Consider the following 15,594-nt stretch of genomic DNA (forward strand, 5'->3'; position numbering starts at 1 on the left):
CCGGCCTGTTCCGGCCTGTTCCGGCCTGCTCGGGACTGCTTCGGACCGTCGTTCCCCGGGATCAGCGCTCCAGCTCCTTGTGCGCGCTCTCGGGAAGCCGGAAGTACACCGCGGTGGACACCAGGCAGAGCGCGGCGACGTACCACGGGAACAGCCCCGGGCGGCCCAGCTCCTTGAACAGCGTGCCCACGTACGGCGCCGTCCCGCCGAAGAGCGCGACCGTGAGGGAGTACGGGAAACCGATGCCGGCGGCACGCACCCTGGCCGGGAAGATCTCCGCGTTGACCGCCGCCGAGATCGAGGTGAAGCCGGTGAGCAGGACCATCCCCGCGCACTGCACGAGCAGCAGCGACATGAAGGAGCCGTTGACGGAGCGCAGCAGCGGCACGCTCAGCAGCACGAAGCCGATACCGAAGAACAGCAGCAGCGGCTTGCGGCCGTAACGGTCGGAGAGCAGTCCGCCGACCGGCTGGAGCAGCGCGAAGAAGGCCAGCGAGACGGTGCCCGCGAGCAGCGCGTCGGACTTGGCGATGCCCGCGTTCAGTTCGGCGTACGTCGGCAGGTAGGACGTCCACGTGTAGTACGCGATCGTGCCGCCCGCCGTGATGCCGCAGATCAGCAGCGACTGGCGCGGGTGGTGGCGCAGGGCGTCGAAGAGGCCCGGACGGGACTTGCGCACCTGCTCGGTGGCGAGCGTCTCCTGGGCCCCGCGACGGATCCAGAACCCGACCAGGCTGAGCGCCGCGCCCACGACGAACGGAACGCGCCACCCCCAGCCCTCCATCGCCCCCTCGCCGAGACCGGCGACGAGCGCGGCGGCGATGCCGGACGCGGCGAGCTGGCCCACGGTGGTCGAGACGTACTGGAAGCTGGAGAAGAGACCGCGCCTGCCGGGTCCGGCGGACTCCACCAGGAAGGTGGTCGAGGCGGCGAACTCACCCCCGACGGACAGCCCTTGGAGCAGCCGGGCACCGACCAGCACCACAGGGGCGAGGATCCCCGCGGACGCGTACGTCGGTGTCAGGCCGACCAGCAGGCTGCTGCCGCCCATCAGGAGAATGGTGACGGTGAGCGCGGCACGCCGCCCGTGCCGGTCCGCCACGGCGCCCATCAGCAGGCCGCCGACGGGCCGCATGAAGAAGCCGACGGCGAAGACGGCGAAGGTGGAGAGCAGGGGGACGAGGGAGTTCCCGGTGCCCGGGGGGAAGATCTGGCCGGCGATGTAGGTGGCGAGGAAGGTGTACGCGTACCAGTCGTACCACTCGACGGCATTGCCCACGGAGGCCGCGAGCAACTGCCGGACGGGGCGGCGCGCAGGGGCGAGGGTCTGTGTCATGATCATGACCCTCCCCCGGTGGAAGCGGCGTCAATCGCCCCACTGCGGCGCCGGCGCTCAGCTCTCCGAGGTGCCGGTCGCTTCCGCGCCGCCTCGTACCGCCGGGACGTGCTCGTCATCGCCCGGGCCGCCGGCGGCGTCTGCCGGCGCGTGGCCCCCACGGGTGCCGTCCGCGGGACTTTTTTTGGCCGGCCGGTCGAAGGGGCAGCTTCCTGGTGCACCTGCGAAGGAGGCTGAAACAATGTTCGAAGGCTTCGAAACCGGGCGGGTCCAGACCGGTGAGGCATCCGTCTTCGTCCGCCACGGCGGGGAGGGTCCGCCGGTGCTGTTGCTGCACGGCCACCCCCGGACCTCCGCGACCTGGCACCGCGTCGCCCCGCTGCTCGTCGAACGGGGCTTCACGGTCGTCTGCCCCGACCTGCGGGGATACGGCCGGTCCCGCGGTCCGGCGCCCACTGCGGACCACTCGGGTCATTCCAAGCGTGCCGTCGCCGACGACATGGTGGCGGTGATGCGTTCCCTCGGGCATGCCCGGTTCGCGCTCGCCGGACACGACCGCGGGGGCGCCGTCGCGTTACGTCTCGCCCTCGACCACCCCCGAGCGGTGTCCCGGGCGGCGTTCATCGACTGCCTGCCCGTCACCGAGCACCTGTCCCGCATCACCGCCGAGTTCGCCACGCAGTGGTGGCACTGGTTCTTCTTCGCCCAGCCGGACATACCCGAGCGGGTCATCAACGCGGACCCGGACAGCTGGTACCGCGGCGACCCGCGGAGCATGGGGCAGGAGAACTACGACGAATGGCGGGAGGCCACGAGGAACCCCGACGTGGTGCGGGCGATGCTGGAGGACTACCGGGCCGGCCTCACCGTCGACAGGCACCACGAAGAGGCCGACCGGGCCGGCGGGACACGGGTCCGGTGCCCCGCACTGATCCTGTGGTCGCTCCAGGACGATCTCGAAGAGCTCTACGGAGACCCGTTGGAGATCTGGCGGCGCTGGGCGCCCGACGCACGCGGCCACGGCATCGACTCCGGGCACCACGTGGCCGAAGAGGCCCCGGACGCGCTCGCCGCCTCCCTGGGAGACTTCTTCGGCGGCTGACCCGGGCGGGAACGACCGCCCCGGCCGCCTCCCGCCCGGCTCGGGGAGGTCCGGCCGGGGCGCTAACGCCTGGAGCAGCGCAGGCTCTTCAGGTCGACGGTGTCGCTCATCGTCCGCATCCCGAGGTCGTTGGGGTGGAGGTGGTCGCCGCTGTCGTACGCCGGAAGGATCCGTGACGGCGCGGCCGGGTCCTTGAGCGCCCCGTCGAAGTCGACGACCGCGTCGAAAACGCCGCTGTCGCGGATGAAGGCGTTGACCTCCTGCCGTACGGCCTCTCCCGCCGGCGTCCACTCCCGCCAGCCCTCGTACGGCATGACGGTCGCCCCGACGACGCACACCCCCGCGGCGTGCGACCTGCCGACGAGCTGCCGGTAACCGGTGATCAGGTCGGCGGCCGTCGGCGCGGGCACGGCCTTGATGTCGTTGACCCCTTCGAGCAGGACCATGGTGCGCACGCCCCGCTGCGAGAGCACGTCCCGGTCGAGGCGTCTGAGCGCGCTCTCGCCGGCGCCGTCCCTGAGGACCTTGTTGCCGGAGATGCCTTCATTGGCGACGCCCTTGATGCGCGAGCCGGGGTCGGCGTCCAGCCGGCGGGCCAGGAAGTCGGGCCAGCGGCGGTTGGTGTCGCGGGTCGAGACGGCGCCGTCGGTGATCGAGTCGCCGAGCGTCGCCACGGCGCCGGTGCCGCGCCGGGCGTCGACCGTCACCGCGTCGAGGTAGAACCACGAGGTGATCTTCTGGGTGTAGGGCGTGGCGGAGTCGTCCGCGGCGTGGTCTCCGGCGGGGGCGACGTACGAGGTCTGCAGGGCCATCTTGTGGCCGGTCGCGGCGCCGCCCGCCTGCCGCACGTACACGCTGACGGCCAGGTCCGACCGCGGCCGGACCGGGCCGGGCAGCGGGTCGCTGTGGACGGACCCGCCGGGCGGGACGGTGACCGAGGGCGATCCGGCGAAGGTCAGCGGCCGGTTGGTGCCCGGCACCAGCGCGGCGCCGGTGGCGCGCAGCCCGGCGTAGGCGCGGCCGAACGTCACCGGCTGGTCGCCGAAGGCGTTGGAGAGCCGGATCCGCAGCCCGCTGCCGCCCGCGCTTGTGTGCACGACGAGCCGGTACGTGCGTTCGGGGGCCGCGCCCGCGGTGGACAGCCGGTCCGTGCTGGCGGCCCAGGTGACGACGGGGGTGGTGCCGCGCGCGGCGGAGGCCCCGGGGGACGGGGCGGCGGTGGACGGCGGCCCCGAGGCGAGGAGCGTCCCTATCGCGACGGCGACGGCCGCCAGGGAGCGTGGGGCGTGTGTGCGCGACACGGGTCTGTTCATGGCGCGGAGATCCCTCCCCTGGGCATGGGCGTGCCGGAAACGGCACTCAGGGAATTGACTCCCGGCACGGCGCGTGTTGTCCAGGGTGCGAAACCGGCAGCGGTGGCTCGCGCGAAGGGGGTCAGGGACTCTGGTGCGGCACAGTGGACCACGCCGGAGCGGTGTCCGCGACGCGGCACGCCATCAGGTAGAGCGGAATCGGCGGCGTGTACGGCGAGCTGCCTTCCGGCGAGTGGATCAGGCGCGGACGCGTCGCGGGTACGTACACCCCGGGAACGTACTGGGCCGGCTGCGGCCAGAGGAGGCCGTGGTCGGACTCGGCCGGCACGACCCACCACCACCAGTCGGCGTCGGCGAAGACGCAGCCGGGCCGGGACAGATGCGCCATCATCCGGAATCCGTGCCGCGCGGGAAGGCCCACCGCGTCGCAGCCGAGCGGTGCGGAGAGACCGGGCGGCACGGGGAGCCGGACCCGCCCGCCGCCGTGCTCACCGTGCTCACTGGGCCCGCCGTGCTCACCGTGCTCACTGGGCCCGCCGTGCTCACCGGGCCCGCCGTGCTCGCGGTTCGCACGGCGGCGGGCACGCGAAAGGCGGCCGGCCGGCAGGCTGGTCATCACGGACCTCAGCAAGGAAGCTCCGCCCAGACGATCCGTCCGGGGCCGTCCGCGACGTCGCGCGTTCCCCAGAAGCTGCTCAGGGCGTCGACGAGCTGCAGCCCGCGCCCGTGTTCCTCGTGGCCGGCCTGGCGCAGCTGCGGCCCGGTGGGACGCATTCCCTGGTCCTTCACGGCGACACGCAGCCGGCCGTCGCTGTCGCGCAGTTCGCACGCGACGTGCTCGCTCGCGGTGTGCAGCACGGCATTGGTGAACAGTTCGGTGACGATCAGAGCCGCCGTGTCGCAGGCGTCCTCGTCGACGTCCCACTGCGTGAGCTGCTGCCTGGTCAGGCGTCGGGCGGCGGCCACGCACTCCGTTCGTGCGGGTAATTCGAATCCGTACCGGCGTATGGCTGTCCCCCGGCATAGGTCCATGAGCTGGGGGACGAGCGCAGTGCCTGGTGCCACGAGCGTTTCCTCACGGTGTGGGGGGCAGCGCCGGACAACTGCCTCCCCCCGGGGGCGGCGTGCGGCATCCGCGTGAACTGGTTCGCCACTCAACTCTCCTCCTGAACGCGACACTTGGCAAGGGGCACTGTGAAAATTGCAGAGTGTCATTTCTTTGCTCGCGGCCGCGTGGCACACTGCTCGCAACAGCCCATGGGGAGGTCTGAAGTGAGTGAACCGCGGTCCGCCCCGACGGTGGGACAGGTCGTCCTCGGCAAGCGTCTGCTGGACCTGCGCGAGAGAGCCGGCCTGAGCCGCGAAGAGGCCGCCAGGGTGCTCCGCGTCACCCCGGCCACCGTCCGCAGGATGGAGACGGCCGAGGTCGCGCTCAAGATCCCTTACGTACAGCTCCTGCTGCAGGCGTACGGGCTCCCCGGGGAGGAGATCGCCTCTTTCGTCGAGCTGACCGAGGAGGCGAACAGGCCCGGCTGGTGGCAGCGGTTCCACGGCATCCTGCCCGACTGGTTCAGCATGTACGTCAGCCTGGAGGGTGCCGCGTCACTCATCAGGGCGTACGAACCGCAGTTCGTACCGGGTCTCCTGCAGACCGAGGATTACGCCCGCGCCATCATGCGCGGCGGAGCCGTCGGCCAGACCAGGCCCGACGCCATCGAGCGGCACGTGGCCCTGCGCATGGAGCGCCAGAGCCTCCTCACCCGCCCCGACGCCCCGAAGCTGTGGGTCGTCATGGACGAGACGGTCCTGCGCCGGCCCGTCGGCAGCCCGGACGTGCTGAGGGAGCAGATCGACCGCCTCCTGGAGGCCGCCGACATGCCCAACGTCACCTTGCAGATCGCCGAGTTCGCGACGGGACACCACCCCGGAACCTACGGCCCCTTCGTCCTCTTCCGTTTCGCCGTGCCGGAACTCCCGGACATGGTCTACAGCGAGTACCTGACCGGCGCGGTCTATCTCGACTCGCGCTCCGAGGTGGCGTCCCACCTCGAAGTCATGGATCGCATGGCGGCCCAGGCCGCGACTGCACAACGCACGAAGGAGATCCTCAAGGATCTCCGCAAGGAGCTGTGATGGACCGGATATACAACGGCATGCCCGCGAACGACCTGCCCGCCGAGGGCTGGTACAAGCCGTGGAGCGGCGGCAACGGCGGCAACTGCATCGAGGCCATGAAGCTGGCCGACGGCAGGGTCGCGGTCCGCCAGTCCGCCGACCCCGAGGGCCCCGCGCTGATCTACACCCCCGGTGAGATCGCCGCCTTCATCCAGGGAGCCAAGGCCGGCCAGGCGGACTTCCTGCTCACCTGAACCACCGTGCCGCCCCCCGTTCCTCACCGTCCACCGTCCACCGCTACCCACGGAGCGCCGTATGACCGGGCAAGACCACACAGCCGTCGAGATCGACACCAGCAAACCGCACCCGGCGCGCATGTACGACTGGTTCCTGGGCGGCAAGGACAACTACCCGGTGGACGAGGAGATGGCGCGCCAGCTCCTGGCCCTGGACTCCCGGGGGCGCGACATGGCACGGGTCAACCGGGCGTTCATGCACCGTGCCACGCGCTGGCTCGCCGAGAACGGCGTACGCCAGTTCCTCGACGTCGGCACGGGCATACCGACCGAGCCGAACCTCCACCAGGTCGCCCAGCGGACCGCGCCCGACGCGCGCGTCGTCTACTGCGACAACGACCCGATCGTGCTCGCCCACGCGGAGGCGCTGCTGCGCTCCACCCCCGAGGGTGCCACCGAGTACATCCAGGCCGACGCCCGCGAACCCGACCTCATCCTGGAACGGGCCGGCAAGACGCTCGACTTCACCCAGCCGGTCGCGCTGTCCCTCGTCGCGCTGCTGCACTTCGTGGGCGACGAGGACGGTGCGCACGCGCTGGTGAACCGCCTCATGGACCGGTTGCCGTCCGGCAGCTACCTGGTCCTTTCCCACGTCACCGGGGACTTCGACCCCGAGGGCGCGGCGAAGGCGGCCGCGATGTACTCCGCGAGGGGCCTCACGCTGCGGCCGCGCTCGCGTGAGGAGTTCGCCGCGTTCTTCAACGGCTTCGAGCTGGTCGAGCCGGGCGTCTCGCTGGCCGCCGACTGGCATCCCGAGCTCGGCGAAGTCGTCGAGACCGCGGGCGACGACCCGATCCCGGGCTACACGGGCGTGGCCCGCAAGCTCTGACGACGGCCTCCCCCCCCTGCTGCCCGCCCCTCACCGGTCCGGGGCAAGCCCCCAGACCCCTGGACGCCCTCCGGTGCTTGAGGAGCGGGGTCTGGGGCGGAGCCCCCGCGCGGCGGAGCCGCAAAGTGTCGCAGCGGGAAGCGGCGGGCAGGGGAACAGACCCGTGGGGAAGGCGGCCCGCCCGCCCTAGCCGGGGAATCCGGCGTCGGTGAGGCCGTCGAGTACCGACGTGACCCGGGTCCATGTGGCGAAGTCGCGTTCCAGGGGCGGGACTTCCGCGCCGCCCCCGGCACCCCACTCCGCCGCGATCGCCACGGCGTCCCGCCCGCTCGCCGCCCCCGCGGCGAGCGCCGCCGCGCCGAGTGCGACCAGTTCGCCGGCCTCGGGGATCAGCAGTGGGCGCCCGGAGAGGCGTCGTACGGTCTCCACCCACGTACGTCCCCGGGCTCCGCCCCCGACCAGTCGCAGCGGACGCGACGCCACCGCCGGATCGGCGGGGTCGAGGCCGCAGGAGCGCAGTACCTCGTCCAGGGCCCGCAGCACGGTCACCGCCGCGCCCTCGTAGGCGGCGCCCAGGAGCTGCTGCGGGGTGGTGTGGTGGCGCAGGCCGGTCAGGAGGCCGGAGGCGGCGGGCAGGTCGGGGGTGCGTTCGCCGTCGAGGTAGGGGAGGAGCACCGCCTCGCCGCCCGGCGCGGCGTCGTCGCGGTCCAGGCCCAGGAGGGCGGCGACCTTGTCGACGGCGAGGGTGCAGTTCAGGGTGCAGGCCAGCGGCAGGTAGCCGCCGTCGGCGGCGGCGAAGCCGGCCAGCGCGGGCGAGTCCGGCCGGGTGCGGGTCGCCGCGAACACCGTGCCGGACGTGCCCAGGCTGAGCACCGGATGGTCCAGCAGCCCGGCGCCGCCGAGACCCAGCCCCACCGCCGCGGCCATGTTGTCGCCCGTACCCGCCGCGACGGCGATCCCGGCGGGCAGGCCGAGCTGTCCTGCCGCCGTGTTCGTGAGGGAGCCGATGCGGGTGGCTCCGGTGGGAGCCACGGGCGGCAGCAGCTTCTCGTCCAGGCCGGCCAGGCCGAGGAGCTGCGGGTCGTACGCGCCGGTGGCGGTGGAGTACCAGCAGGTGCCCGAGGCGTCGCCCGGGTCGGTCGCGGCCACCCCGGCGAGGCGCTCGGTGAGGAAGTCGTGGGGCAGGCGTACGGCGGCGGCCGACTCGGCGGCGTACGGCTCGTTCTCGCGCAGCCACCGCCACTTGGCGGCCGTCATGGAGGCGACGGGCACGGATCCGGTGCGCGCCGTCCACGCGGCCGGGCCGCCGAGCGCCTCGGTGAGGGCGGCGGCCTGCGGGGCCGAACGGGTGTCGTTCCACAGCAGGGCGGGCCGCAGCGGGCGCCCGGCGCCGTCGAGGACGACCAGACCGTGCTGCTGGCCGGCGACCGCGATGCCGGTGACGGCGGAGGCCGGTACGCCGGACTCGCGGAGCCCGGCGGCGACGGCGGCGACCAGGGCCTGCCACCACTCCTCCGGGTCGCTCTCGCGCGCGCCCCCCTCGCCCGTGACCCGGTGCGGCGCGCGCCCGACGGCCAGCAGCCGGCCGGTGGCGGCATCGGTGAACGCCGCCTTCGTGGACTGCGTGGAACTGTCCACTCCGATGACGACCCTGCTCGGCTGCATGGGACCCCTCACTTCCTCGGCTGCGTGTCTTCTCATGGCTTCCGCGCCTTCTCGGCCTTCTTGGTCTTCTGTGGAACAGGTTGGTCGTGCAGTATTAGTCATGTCAACAAACAAATGGAGGCCGGTCACATGTCGGAACGCTTCACCCCCACCCCTGACGACAAGTTCACCTTCGGTCTGTGGACCGTCGGCTGGCAGGGCGTCGACCCCTTCGGTACGGCGACACGCCCCGCTCTCGACCCGGTCGAGTCCGTCCGGCGCCTCGCCGGGCTCGGCGCCCACGGCGTCACCTTCCACGACGACGACCTCATCCCCTTCGGCTCCACGGACGCCGAGCGCGAGGCGCACGTCAAGCGGTTCCGCCAGGCGCTGGACGACACCGGCATGAAGGTGCCGATGGCCACCACGAACCTCTTCACCCACCCCGTCTTCAAGGACGGCGCGTTCACCGCCAACGACCGCGACGTACGCCGCTACGCCCTGCGCAAGACGATCCGCAACATCGACCTCGCCGTCGAACTCGGCGCCACCACCTACGTCGCCTGGGGCGGCCGTGAGGGCGCCGAGTCCGGCGCCGCCAAGGACGTGCGCGTCGCCCTCGACCGCATGAAGGAAGCCTTCGACCTCCTCGGCGAGTACGTCACCGAGCAGGGCTACGACCTGCGCTTCGCCATCGAGCCCAAGCCAAACGAGCCGCGCGGCGACATCCTGCTCCCCACGATCGGCCACGCGCTCGCGTTCATCGAACGCCTGGAACGCCCCGAAATGGTCGGTGTGAACCCCGAGACCGGCCACGAGCAGATGGCCGGGCTCAACTTCCCGCACGGCATCGCCCAGGCCCTGTGGGCGGGCAAGCTCTTCCACATCGACCTCAACGGCCAGACCGGCATCAAGTACGACCAGGACTTCCGCTTCGGCGCCGGCGACCTGCGCCAGGCCTTCTGGCTCGTCGACCTGCTGGAGACGGCCGGCTACGAAGGCCCCCGCCACTTCGACTTCAAGCCGGTGCGCACCGACGGCATCGACGGGGTGTGGGCCTCCGCCGCCGGCTGCATGCGCAACTACCTCATCCTCAAGGAGCGGGCCGCCGCCTTCCGCGCCGACCCGGCGGTCCAGGACGCCCTGCGCGCCTCCCGGCTCGACGAACTCGCCGAGCCCACCGCCGAGGACGGCCTCGCGGCCCTCCTCGCGGACCGCGGGGCCTACGAGGACTTCGACGTCACGGAGGCGGCCGAGCGGAGCATGGCCTTCGAGACGCTGGACCAGCTGGCACTGGACCACCTGCTGGGCGTACGCCCGTAACCGGGGTCAGTACGCCGCCGGGTCGGCCAGTACGTCCCGTACCACCAGCGCCGCCGCGCCACGCGCCGCGTCCCCCGTCAGGGACGCGGCGCGCAGCCGGCCGCCCGGCCCGGACCACAGGCCGGACACCACCCGGCGGCTCAGCTCCCGGTCGGCGGGGGGCGACAGCCACGGCATCAGCGTCCGGTAGATCCCGCCGAGCACCACCGCGTCCGGATCGAAGAGATTCACCGCGCCGGACAGCACGAGCCCCAGCATGGCCCCGGCCTGCCGGATCGCGGCCACGGCCCGCGCGTCGTCCGCGCGCGCCCGGGATTCGAGCTCCGTCACCCCCGGCAGCCCGGCACTCTCGTCGATGCCCGCCGCCCGCAGCACCGCGCGCTGGCCGGCGTACTGCTCCAGACAGCCCCGCGATCCGCAGCGGCACTCGGGCCCCTCCGGGTCCACCACCACGTGCCCGATCTCGCCGGCGAACCCGTGCGCGCCGCGCAGCAGTTCGCCACCGAGGACGAGCGCGCCGCCGACGCCGATCTCCCCGCTGAGGTAGAGGAACGTCCGCTCGCGGCCGAGATCGCCGAACCACAGCTCGGCCAGTGCCGCCAGGTTCGCCTCGTTGTCGGAGCCGACCGGCAGCGCCCGCCGCCCGGGCAGCAGCTCCGCCAGCGCCCGCGCGAAGACGTCCTCGGCCGCGACCCCGTTCCACCCCAGGTTGGGCGCCTGGCGGACCGTACCGCCGGAGACCAGGCCGGGCAGTGCCAGCTGCACGCCGGCCGGCCGCAGGTCGAGCCCGGCCGCCGACTCCCACGCCCGCGACGCGATCAGGGCGGCGCGTGCCAGGACTTCGGCGGGCTCGGCGCCGCGGTTGTCGGTGTGCTCGGTGAGCCGTACCCGGTCGCTTCCCGACAGGTCCGTCACGCACACCGACACGTAGTCGATGTTGACCTCGACGCCCAGTCCGGCCACGCCGGTGCGCGCCACCTCCAGGACGGTGCCGGGCCGCCCCGCCTGCCCGCTGAACGTCTTCCCCGACTCGGTGAGGAACCCGCCGGCCAGCAACTGCTCGACCAGCGAGGAGACGGCGGCCCGCGTCAGCCCCACCCGGGCCGCGACGGCGGCACGCGTCACCTCGCCCCCGTCGTGGACGGCGCGCAGCACCAGACTCAGGTTGTGCCGGCGCACGGTGTCCTTGTCGGCCTTGGGTTCCAGCCGCGGGGGGTTGCTCTTCATGGCACCGAGAGCCTAGGCGACGCCGTGCGGCGGGCGGCCCCCCGGGCGTTGTCAGTGGTGGGAGGCAGGATGCAGGTCATGACGAACACATCAGCCGTTCTCGAAAACACCGCCGCGTACGCCGAGGCGGTACAGACCGCGACGCGCGCGGCCGCCGCCTATTACGGCCGGGGCGACAGCGCCCTGGACGACGACGCGTACGACCGGCTGGTGCGGGCGATCGAGGGGTACGAGCAGGCCCACCCGGACGAAGTGCTGCCGGACTCCCCGACCGGGAAGGTGGCCGGCGGCGCCGCGGTCGGGGACGTGCCGCACACCGCGGCGATGCTGTCGCTGGACAACGTGTTCTCCGCCGAGCAGTTCGCCGGCTGGACGGCCTCCCTGGAGCGCAGACTCGGCCGGCCGGTGGAGCGGTGGAGCGTCGAGCCCAAACTCGACGGCCTCGCCGTCGCCGCCCGCTACCGGCACGGCAAGCTGGTCCGGCTCATCACGCGCGGGGACGGCACGGCGGGCGAGGACGTGTCGCACGCGAAGGGCACCGTCGTCGGCCTGCCCGACGAGCTGACGGAGCCGGCCACCTTCGAGGTGCGCGGCGAAGTCCTCATGACGACCGAGCAGTTCGAGAAGGCGAACGCGGTGCGCACGGAGCACGGCGGCGAGCCGTTCGCCAATCCGCGCAACGGCGCGGCGGGCACGCTGCGGGCCAAGGACCGCCCGTACACCGTGGAGATGACGTTCTTCGCGTACGGAGCCCTGCCGCTGGCCGGCTCGGGTGAACTCGGCGAGGGGCTGGGGGAGTGGCCGCACAGCGAGATCCTGCGGCGCGTCGCCGCGCTCGGCGTGCACACCGCTGCCGGCACCGCGGTGCCGCCGCGCACGGCGGCCACCGTCGAGGAGGTGCAGGCCCGGGTCGAGGAGATCGCAGCCCTGCGCCCCGAGCTGCCGTTCGGCATCGACGGGATCGTGGTCAAGGCCGACTCCGCGGCCGACCAGCGGGAGGCGGGGGCCGGTTCGCGTGCGCCCCGGTGGGCCATCGCGTACAAACTGCCCGCCGTGGAGAAGGTCACCCGTCTCGTCGCCGTGGAGTGGAACGTCGGGCGGACCGGGATCATCGCGCCGCGCGCCGTCCTCGAACCGGTGGAGATCGACGGGTCCACCGTCACGTACGCCACGCTGCACAACCCGGCCGACATCACCCGCCGCGGCCTGCGCCTCGGCGACCAGGTGATGGTCTACAAGGCCGGCGACATCATCCCGCGCGTCGAGGCGCCGGTCGTCCACCTGCGGACCGGCGACGAACAGCCGATCGCCTTCCCCGAGGCGTGCCCGCAGTGCGGCTCGGAGATCGACGCCGGCGAGCAGCGCTGGCGCTGCGTGCGCGGTCGCGACTGCCGGGTGGTGGCGTCCATCGCGTACGCCGTCGGGCGCGACCAGCTCGACATCGAGGGCCTCGGTGCGACGCGCGTCGTCCAGCTCGTGGACGCGGGCCTGGTCGCCGACTTCGCCGACCTGTTCGTTCTCACGCGTGAGCAGCTCCTGACACTGGACCGGATGGGGGAGACCAGCGCCGACAATCTGCTGGCCGGTATCGAGCGGGCCAGGGCCCGGCCGCTCTCCCGTGTCCTGGCGGCACTCGGCGTGCGGGGCACGGGCCGCTCCATGTCCCGCCGCATCGCGCGGCACTTCGCGACGATGGACCGTCTGCGGGCCGCCGACGCGGAGGCGGTGCAGCGGGTGGAGGGCATCGGGGCGGAGAAGGCGCCGGTGATCGTCGCCGAGCTCGCCGAACTGGCACCGCTGATCGGCAAGCTCGTCGCCGCGGGCGTGAACATGACGGAGCCCGGGGCGACGCCGCCGGCCAAGGACGCGGACGCGCGGGAACAGGCGGAACAGGACGTGCCCGCGGGGCCGCTCGGCGGTATGACCGTCGTCGTCACCGGTGCGATGACCGGGCCGCTGGAGAAGCTCAGCCGCAACCAGATGAACGAGGTCATCGAACGCGCCGGAGGCAAGGCGTCGTCCAGCGTCTCGAAGCGCACGGCATTGGTGGTGGCGGGCGAGAACGCCGGGTCCAAGCGTGCGAAGGCCGAGGACCTCGGCGTACGCATCGCCACCCCGGACGAGTTCGCGGCGATGGTCGCGGACCTGCTGCCGGGGACCTAGATGATCGATTCCAAGGGGTTTGGTGGCTTGCTGGGTTAGCTACTTCGACAGAGAGGGCGGTGGCCAAGCTCAGTCGATTATGAATCCGGCCGAACGCAGGGTTGCCTGCGCTGCCTCACGGCGCTGCTCAGGAACGAGCACGATGTCGGCGTGAAAGGTCGAAGCGGTGAACACCGGGACGCGGGCTCGAGCCAACGGAGCCAAGACGGCGGACAGCAGGCCAGGTTCGTCGAGGCTATGGTCCGGGTCGGCGTCGTATAGCGCTATCCAACGGTCGCCGGGCGGGGCGGACGTGTCCGCGGCACGGATCACCGTCAGCCCTTCGGGAGCCCGTATCAGGGCCAGCCAATCGCGGTCGTCCGGTTCGCGCTCCCCGGGGTGGTGTTCGAGGACCAGGGATGCTTCCAGTACCCGCAGCCGTCGTGGCGAACTGGCTGGCGTCTCGCCCAAGTCGAGGGTGAAGGCCACACGATCGAGCCCGGGGCCGTCGTAATCCTTGCGGATGCCGGTAGGCGCGAAGCCGAGCCGGGTGTGGAAGGCTTGCGAGCCGGTGTTCTCCGGGCTGGTGACACAGTGCACATAGCGACGGCCGTGTGATCGTGCGTGCGCGAAGAAGGCCCGATACAGAACCTGACCGATCCCCTGACCCTGCAACGACGGGTCAACTCCCACGAAGTGGATGTAGGCGACGTCCGGCTCAGTCTGCGACAGGAAGCCGACCAGAAAGGCGACGAGTTCACCGTCAGGCTGTTCGACCAGGAAGCTGCTGGGCGTGAAGTGCTGGAAGTACAACCGAGGCAACAGCAGCGCTCGTTCCAAGGACCCTGCGTCACCCTTGAACCCACCCCACCATGTGTCCAGCACGCCGAGCACACGCGGATGGTCTTCGGCGGTGGGGTGCCTGACTATGAGGCCGTTAGGAAGATCAGCAATCATTTCAGCAGTCTGCCATCGCGTGATAGGACCCCAACCACGACTACCGGGCCTCGTGCTCCTGGATCGGAAACAACTACTCGGCTTGTTCGTTATCTTCGGGATGCGAACGGTGCCTTAAGTCGAGCTCAGCACCGGTCTCCTGATGTTCCGCGCAGCCCTGAACGCCATGGACACCACGGCAGTCCCGATCCGGGAAGGCGAGCCTCCTGCCCATCAACATCCTCAGCTACGCGGAGGTCGACGCGCTCAGTCGCTGGATCGATTCCGGGCGAATCGCCTGCGCGCATGGTACGAGGGCGTCCAACGTCAGTGTGTGAAGACAGAGTCGGACACCCTCGCGACCGCACTTTATGTGAAGACTGACGACCTGTTGAAGGCGTCTGCGCATCTCGCGCCATGGCGGCCAGCCGTGGGGATCGCCCCGCAGCTCACCGACGCCGAGCTCGTCACGCTGGCGATGATGCAGGCCATGCTCGGCTTCAACTCCGAGGCCAAGTGGCTCCGCTACGCCCGTTCCCACCTGCGGCATCTCTTCCCGTACCTGCCCAAGCAGCCCGGCTACAACAAGCGGCTGCGCAAGGGCGCCGAGCTGCTTCGGCGGGTCACCCGGCTACTGGCCACCGACACCAAAGTCTGGAACGACGACGTGTGGATCGTGGACTCCACACCGGTGGAATGCGGCCGCTCACGCGAGACCGTCAAGCGTTCCGACCTGGCCGGATGGGCCGAGTACGGGTACTGCGCCAGTCACAGCCGCTTCTTCTGGGGCCTGCGCCTGCACCTGGTATGCACTCTCCAGGGCCTGCCGGTTGCCTTCGCCCTGACCGGGGCCAAGGCCGACGAGCGCGAGCCCCTGCTGGACCTCCTTGCTGCCGAGCCCGGCCTCGTGGCCGCGCGTCCCGCCCAGACGCTGATCGGCGACAAGAACTACTTCGGCCGGGGCTTTGAAGCAGAGCTGGCCAAACAGGACATCCGGCTGCTGCGGCCGGCCCGCAAAGGTGAGCCGGAGCGGCCCGGAGCTCCCCTGTTCAAACCCTTGCGGCAGGTCATCGAGTCAGTCAACGAGACCTTCAAGGGCCAACTCAACCTCGAACAGCACCGAGGGCGCACGCCCGGCGGTGTCGTCGCCCGCGTCATGCAGCGCATCCTCGCGCTGACCGTCGCGATCTGGCACAACGACCACACCGGACAGCCCGTCCTACGCTCGCTTACCGCCTATGACCACTGAACCCTTGGAATAGATCATCTAGGCGTTTGGCCCCGGGAGGCCGCGGACCCCGCGAGCGCCTCCGCGCCGGTCCGGGAGCGTT

At 71.7% G+C, this 15,594-nt stretch carries 14 protein-coding genes; 7 read left to right on the forward strand and 7 right to left on the reverse strand.

Features of this window, described 5'->3' with window-relative positions:
• Positions 1-61 precede the first annotated feature (61 nt).
• On the reverse strand, positions 62-1,336 hold the full coding sequence (locus ACWD0Y_RS02880; RefSeq protein ID WP_450258704.1) for an MFS transporter: 1,275 nt from the start codon (positions 1,334-1,336) through the stop codon (positions 62-64).
• Positions 1,337-1,577: 241 nt separating this feature from the next.
• Between ACWD0Y_RS02880 and ACWD0Y_RS02885 the strand changes: the two genes are divergently transcribed.
• A complete protein-coding gene (locus tag ACWD0Y_RS02885) occupies positions 1,578-2,438 on the forward strand; it encodes an alpha/beta fold hydrolase (RefSeq protein ID WP_450258705.1) in 861 nt (286 codons plus the stop codon).
• A 62-nt stretch (positions 2,439-2,500) separates the two neighbouring features.
• On the opposite strand, the gene ACWD0Y_RS02890 is transcribed toward ACWD0Y_RS02885, so the two are convergent.
• The 3 genes from ACWD0Y_RS02890 to ACWD0Y_RS02900 all read right to left on the reverse strand — a co-directional run bounded on the left by ACWD0Y_RS02890 (position 2,501) and on the right by ACWD0Y_RS02900 (position 4,816).
• Positions 2,501-3,751, reverse strand: a complete 1,251-nt coding sequence (locus ACWD0Y_RS02890; RefSeq protein WP_450258706.1) for an SGNH/GDSL hydrolase family protein — start codon at positions 3,749-3,751, stop codon at positions 2,501-2,503.
• 121 nt (positions 3,752-3,872) lie between these two features.
• Complete coding sequence (locus ACWD0Y_RS02895; RefSeq protein WP_450258707.1) at positions 3,873-4,367, reverse strand: hypothetical protein; 495 nt, start codon at positions 4,365-4,367, stop codon at positions 3,873-3,875.
• 8 nt (positions 4,368-4,375) lie between these two features.
• Positions 4,376-4,816, reverse strand: coding sequence for an ATP-binding protein (locus ACWD0Y_RS02900; RefSeq protein WP_450258708.1), 441 nt, complete (start codon positions 4,814-4,816; stop codon positions 4,376-4,378).
• 207 nt (positions 4,817-5,023) lie between these two features.
• On the opposite strand from ACWD0Y_RS02900, the gene ACWD0Y_RS02905 reads away from it, so the two are divergent.
• The 3 genes from ACWD0Y_RS02905 (at position 5,024) to ACWD0Y_RS02915 (ending at position 6,991) form a co-directional block, all read left to right on the forward strand.
• Positions 5,024-5,884 (forward strand): helix-turn-helix domain-containing protein, encoded by an 861-nt coding sequence (locus ACWD0Y_RS02905; protein WP_450258709.1) that lies wholly within the window; start codon positions 5,024-5,026, stop codon positions 5,882-5,884.
• Positions 5,884-6,120 (forward strand): DUF397 domain-containing protein, encoded by a 237-nt coding sequence (locus tag ACWD0Y_RS02910; protein WP_028815506.1) that lies wholly within the window; start codon positions 5,884-5,886, stop codon positions 6,118-6,120. The genes ACWD0Y_RS02905 and ACWD0Y_RS02910 overlap by 1 nt, the downstream gene beginning before the upstream one ends.
• A gap of 61 nt (positions 6,121-6,181) precedes the next feature.
• Positions 6,182-6,991, forward strand: a complete 810-nt coding sequence (locus tag ACWD0Y_RS02915) for an SAM-dependent methyltransferase (RefSeq protein ID WP_450258710.1) — start codon at positions 6,182-6,184, stop codon at positions 6,989-6,991.
• 186 nt (positions 6,992-7,177) lie between these two features.
• On the opposite strand, the gene xylB is transcribed toward ACWD0Y_RS02915, so the two are convergent.
• Positions 7,178-8,656 (reverse strand): xylulokinase, encoded by a 1,479-nt coding sequence (xylB, locus tag ACWD0Y_RS02920; RefSeq protein WP_450258711.1) that lies wholly within the window; start codon positions 8,654-8,656, stop codon positions 7,178-7,180.
• A 129-nt stretch (positions 8,657-8,785) separates the two neighbouring features.
• Here xylB and xylA point away from each other — a divergent pair, with 129 nt between their 5' ends.
• On the forward strand, positions 8,786-9,958 hold the full coding sequence (xylA, locus tag ACWD0Y_RS02925) for a xylose isomerase (RefSeq protein ID WP_450258712.1): 1,173 nt from the start codon (positions 8,786-8,788) through the stop codon (positions 9,956-9,958).
• Positions 9,959-9,964: 6 nt separating this feature from the next.
• On the opposite strand, the gene ACWD0Y_RS02930 is transcribed toward xylA, so the two are convergent.
• Complete coding sequence (locus tag ACWD0Y_RS02930; RefSeq protein WP_450258713.1) at positions 9,965-11,185, reverse strand: ROK family transcriptional regulator; 1,221 nt, start codon at positions 11,183-11,185, stop codon at positions 9,965-9,967.
• A gap of 69 nt (positions 11,186-11,254) precedes the next feature.
• On the opposite strand from ACWD0Y_RS02930, the gene ligA reads away from it, so the two are divergent.
• Entirely contained in the window at positions 11,255-13,348 is a 2,094-nt protein-coding gene (gene ligA / locus ACWD0Y_RS02935; protein ID WP_450258714.1) for an NAD-dependent DNA ligase LigA, read from the forward strand.
• Between the two features lie 69 nt (positions 13,349-13,417).
• Here the strand turns inward: ligA and ACWD0Y_RS02940 are convergent, their stop codons facing one another.
• Positions 13,418-14,284 carry a GNAT family N-acetyltransferase gene (locus ACWD0Y_RS02940; RefSeq protein WP_450258715.1) on the reverse strand — a complete coding sequence of 289 codons (867 nt, stop codon included), beginning with the start codon at positions 14,282-14,284 and terminating at the stop codon, positions 13,418-13,420.
• Positions 14,285-14,597: 313 nt separating this feature from the next.
• Between ACWD0Y_RS02940 and ACWD0Y_RS02945 the strand changes: the two genes are divergently transcribed.
• Complete coding sequence (locus ACWD0Y_RS02945; RefSeq protein WP_450258716.1) at positions 14,598-15,512, forward strand: IS982 family transposase; 915 nt, start codon at positions 14,598-14,600, stop codon at positions 15,510-15,512.
• The last annotated feature ends 82 nt before the right edge of the window (positions 15,513-15,594 follow it).

It is taken from the genome of Streptomyces altiplanensis (assembly GCF_053591575.1).

What these genes read in the sequence shown, in the direction of transcription:
- ACWD0Y_RS02910 (WP_028815506.1), top strand. Translation starts at nt 5,884, where the DNA reads ATGGACCGGATATACAACGGCATGCCCGCGAACGACCTGCCCGCCGAG.
- ACWD0Y_RS02940 (WP_450258715.1), bottom strand. Translation starts at nt 14,284, where the DNA reads ATGATTGCTGATCTTCCTAACGGCCTCATAGTCAGGCACCCCACCGCC.
- ACWD0Y_RS02885 (WP_450258705.1), top strand. Translation starts at nt 1,578, where the DNA reads ATGTTCGAAGGCTTCGAAACCGGGCGGGTCCAGACCGGTGAGGCATCC.
- ACWD0Y_RS02930 (WP_450258713.1), bottom strand. Translation starts at nt 11,185, where the DNA reads ATGAAGAGCAACCCCCCGCGGCTGGAACCCAAGGCCGACAAGGACACC.
- ligA (WP_450258714.1), top strand. Translation starts at nt 11,255, where the DNA reads ATGCAGGTCATGACGAACACATCAGCCGTTCTCGAAAACACCGCCGCG.
- ACWD0Y_RS02915 (WP_450258710.1), top strand. Translation starts at nt 6,182, where the DNA reads ATGACCGGGCAAGACCACACAGCCGTCGAGATCGACACCAGCAAACCG.
- ACWD0Y_RS02880 (WP_450258704.1), bottom strand. Translation starts at nt 1,336, where the DNA reads ATGACACAGACCCTCGCCCCTGCGCGCCGCCCCGTCCGGCAGTTGCTC.
- xylA (WP_450258712.1), top strand. Translation starts at nt 8,786, where the DNA reads ATGTCGGAACGCTTCACCCCCACCCCTGACGACAAGTTCACCTTCGGT.
- ACWD0Y_RS02895 (WP_450258707.1), bottom strand. Translation starts at nt 4,367, where the DNA reads ATGACCAGCCTGCCGGCCGGCCGCCTTTCGCGTGCCCGCCGCCGTGCG.
- ACWD0Y_RS02890 (WP_450258706.1), bottom strand. Translation starts at nt 3,751, where the DNA reads ATGAACAGACCCGTGTCGCGCACACACGCCCCACGCTCCCTGGCGGCC.
- xylB (WP_450258711.1), bottom strand. Translation starts at nt 8,656, where the DNA reads ATGCAGCCGAGCAGGGTCGTCATCGGAGTGGACAGTTCCACGCAGTCC.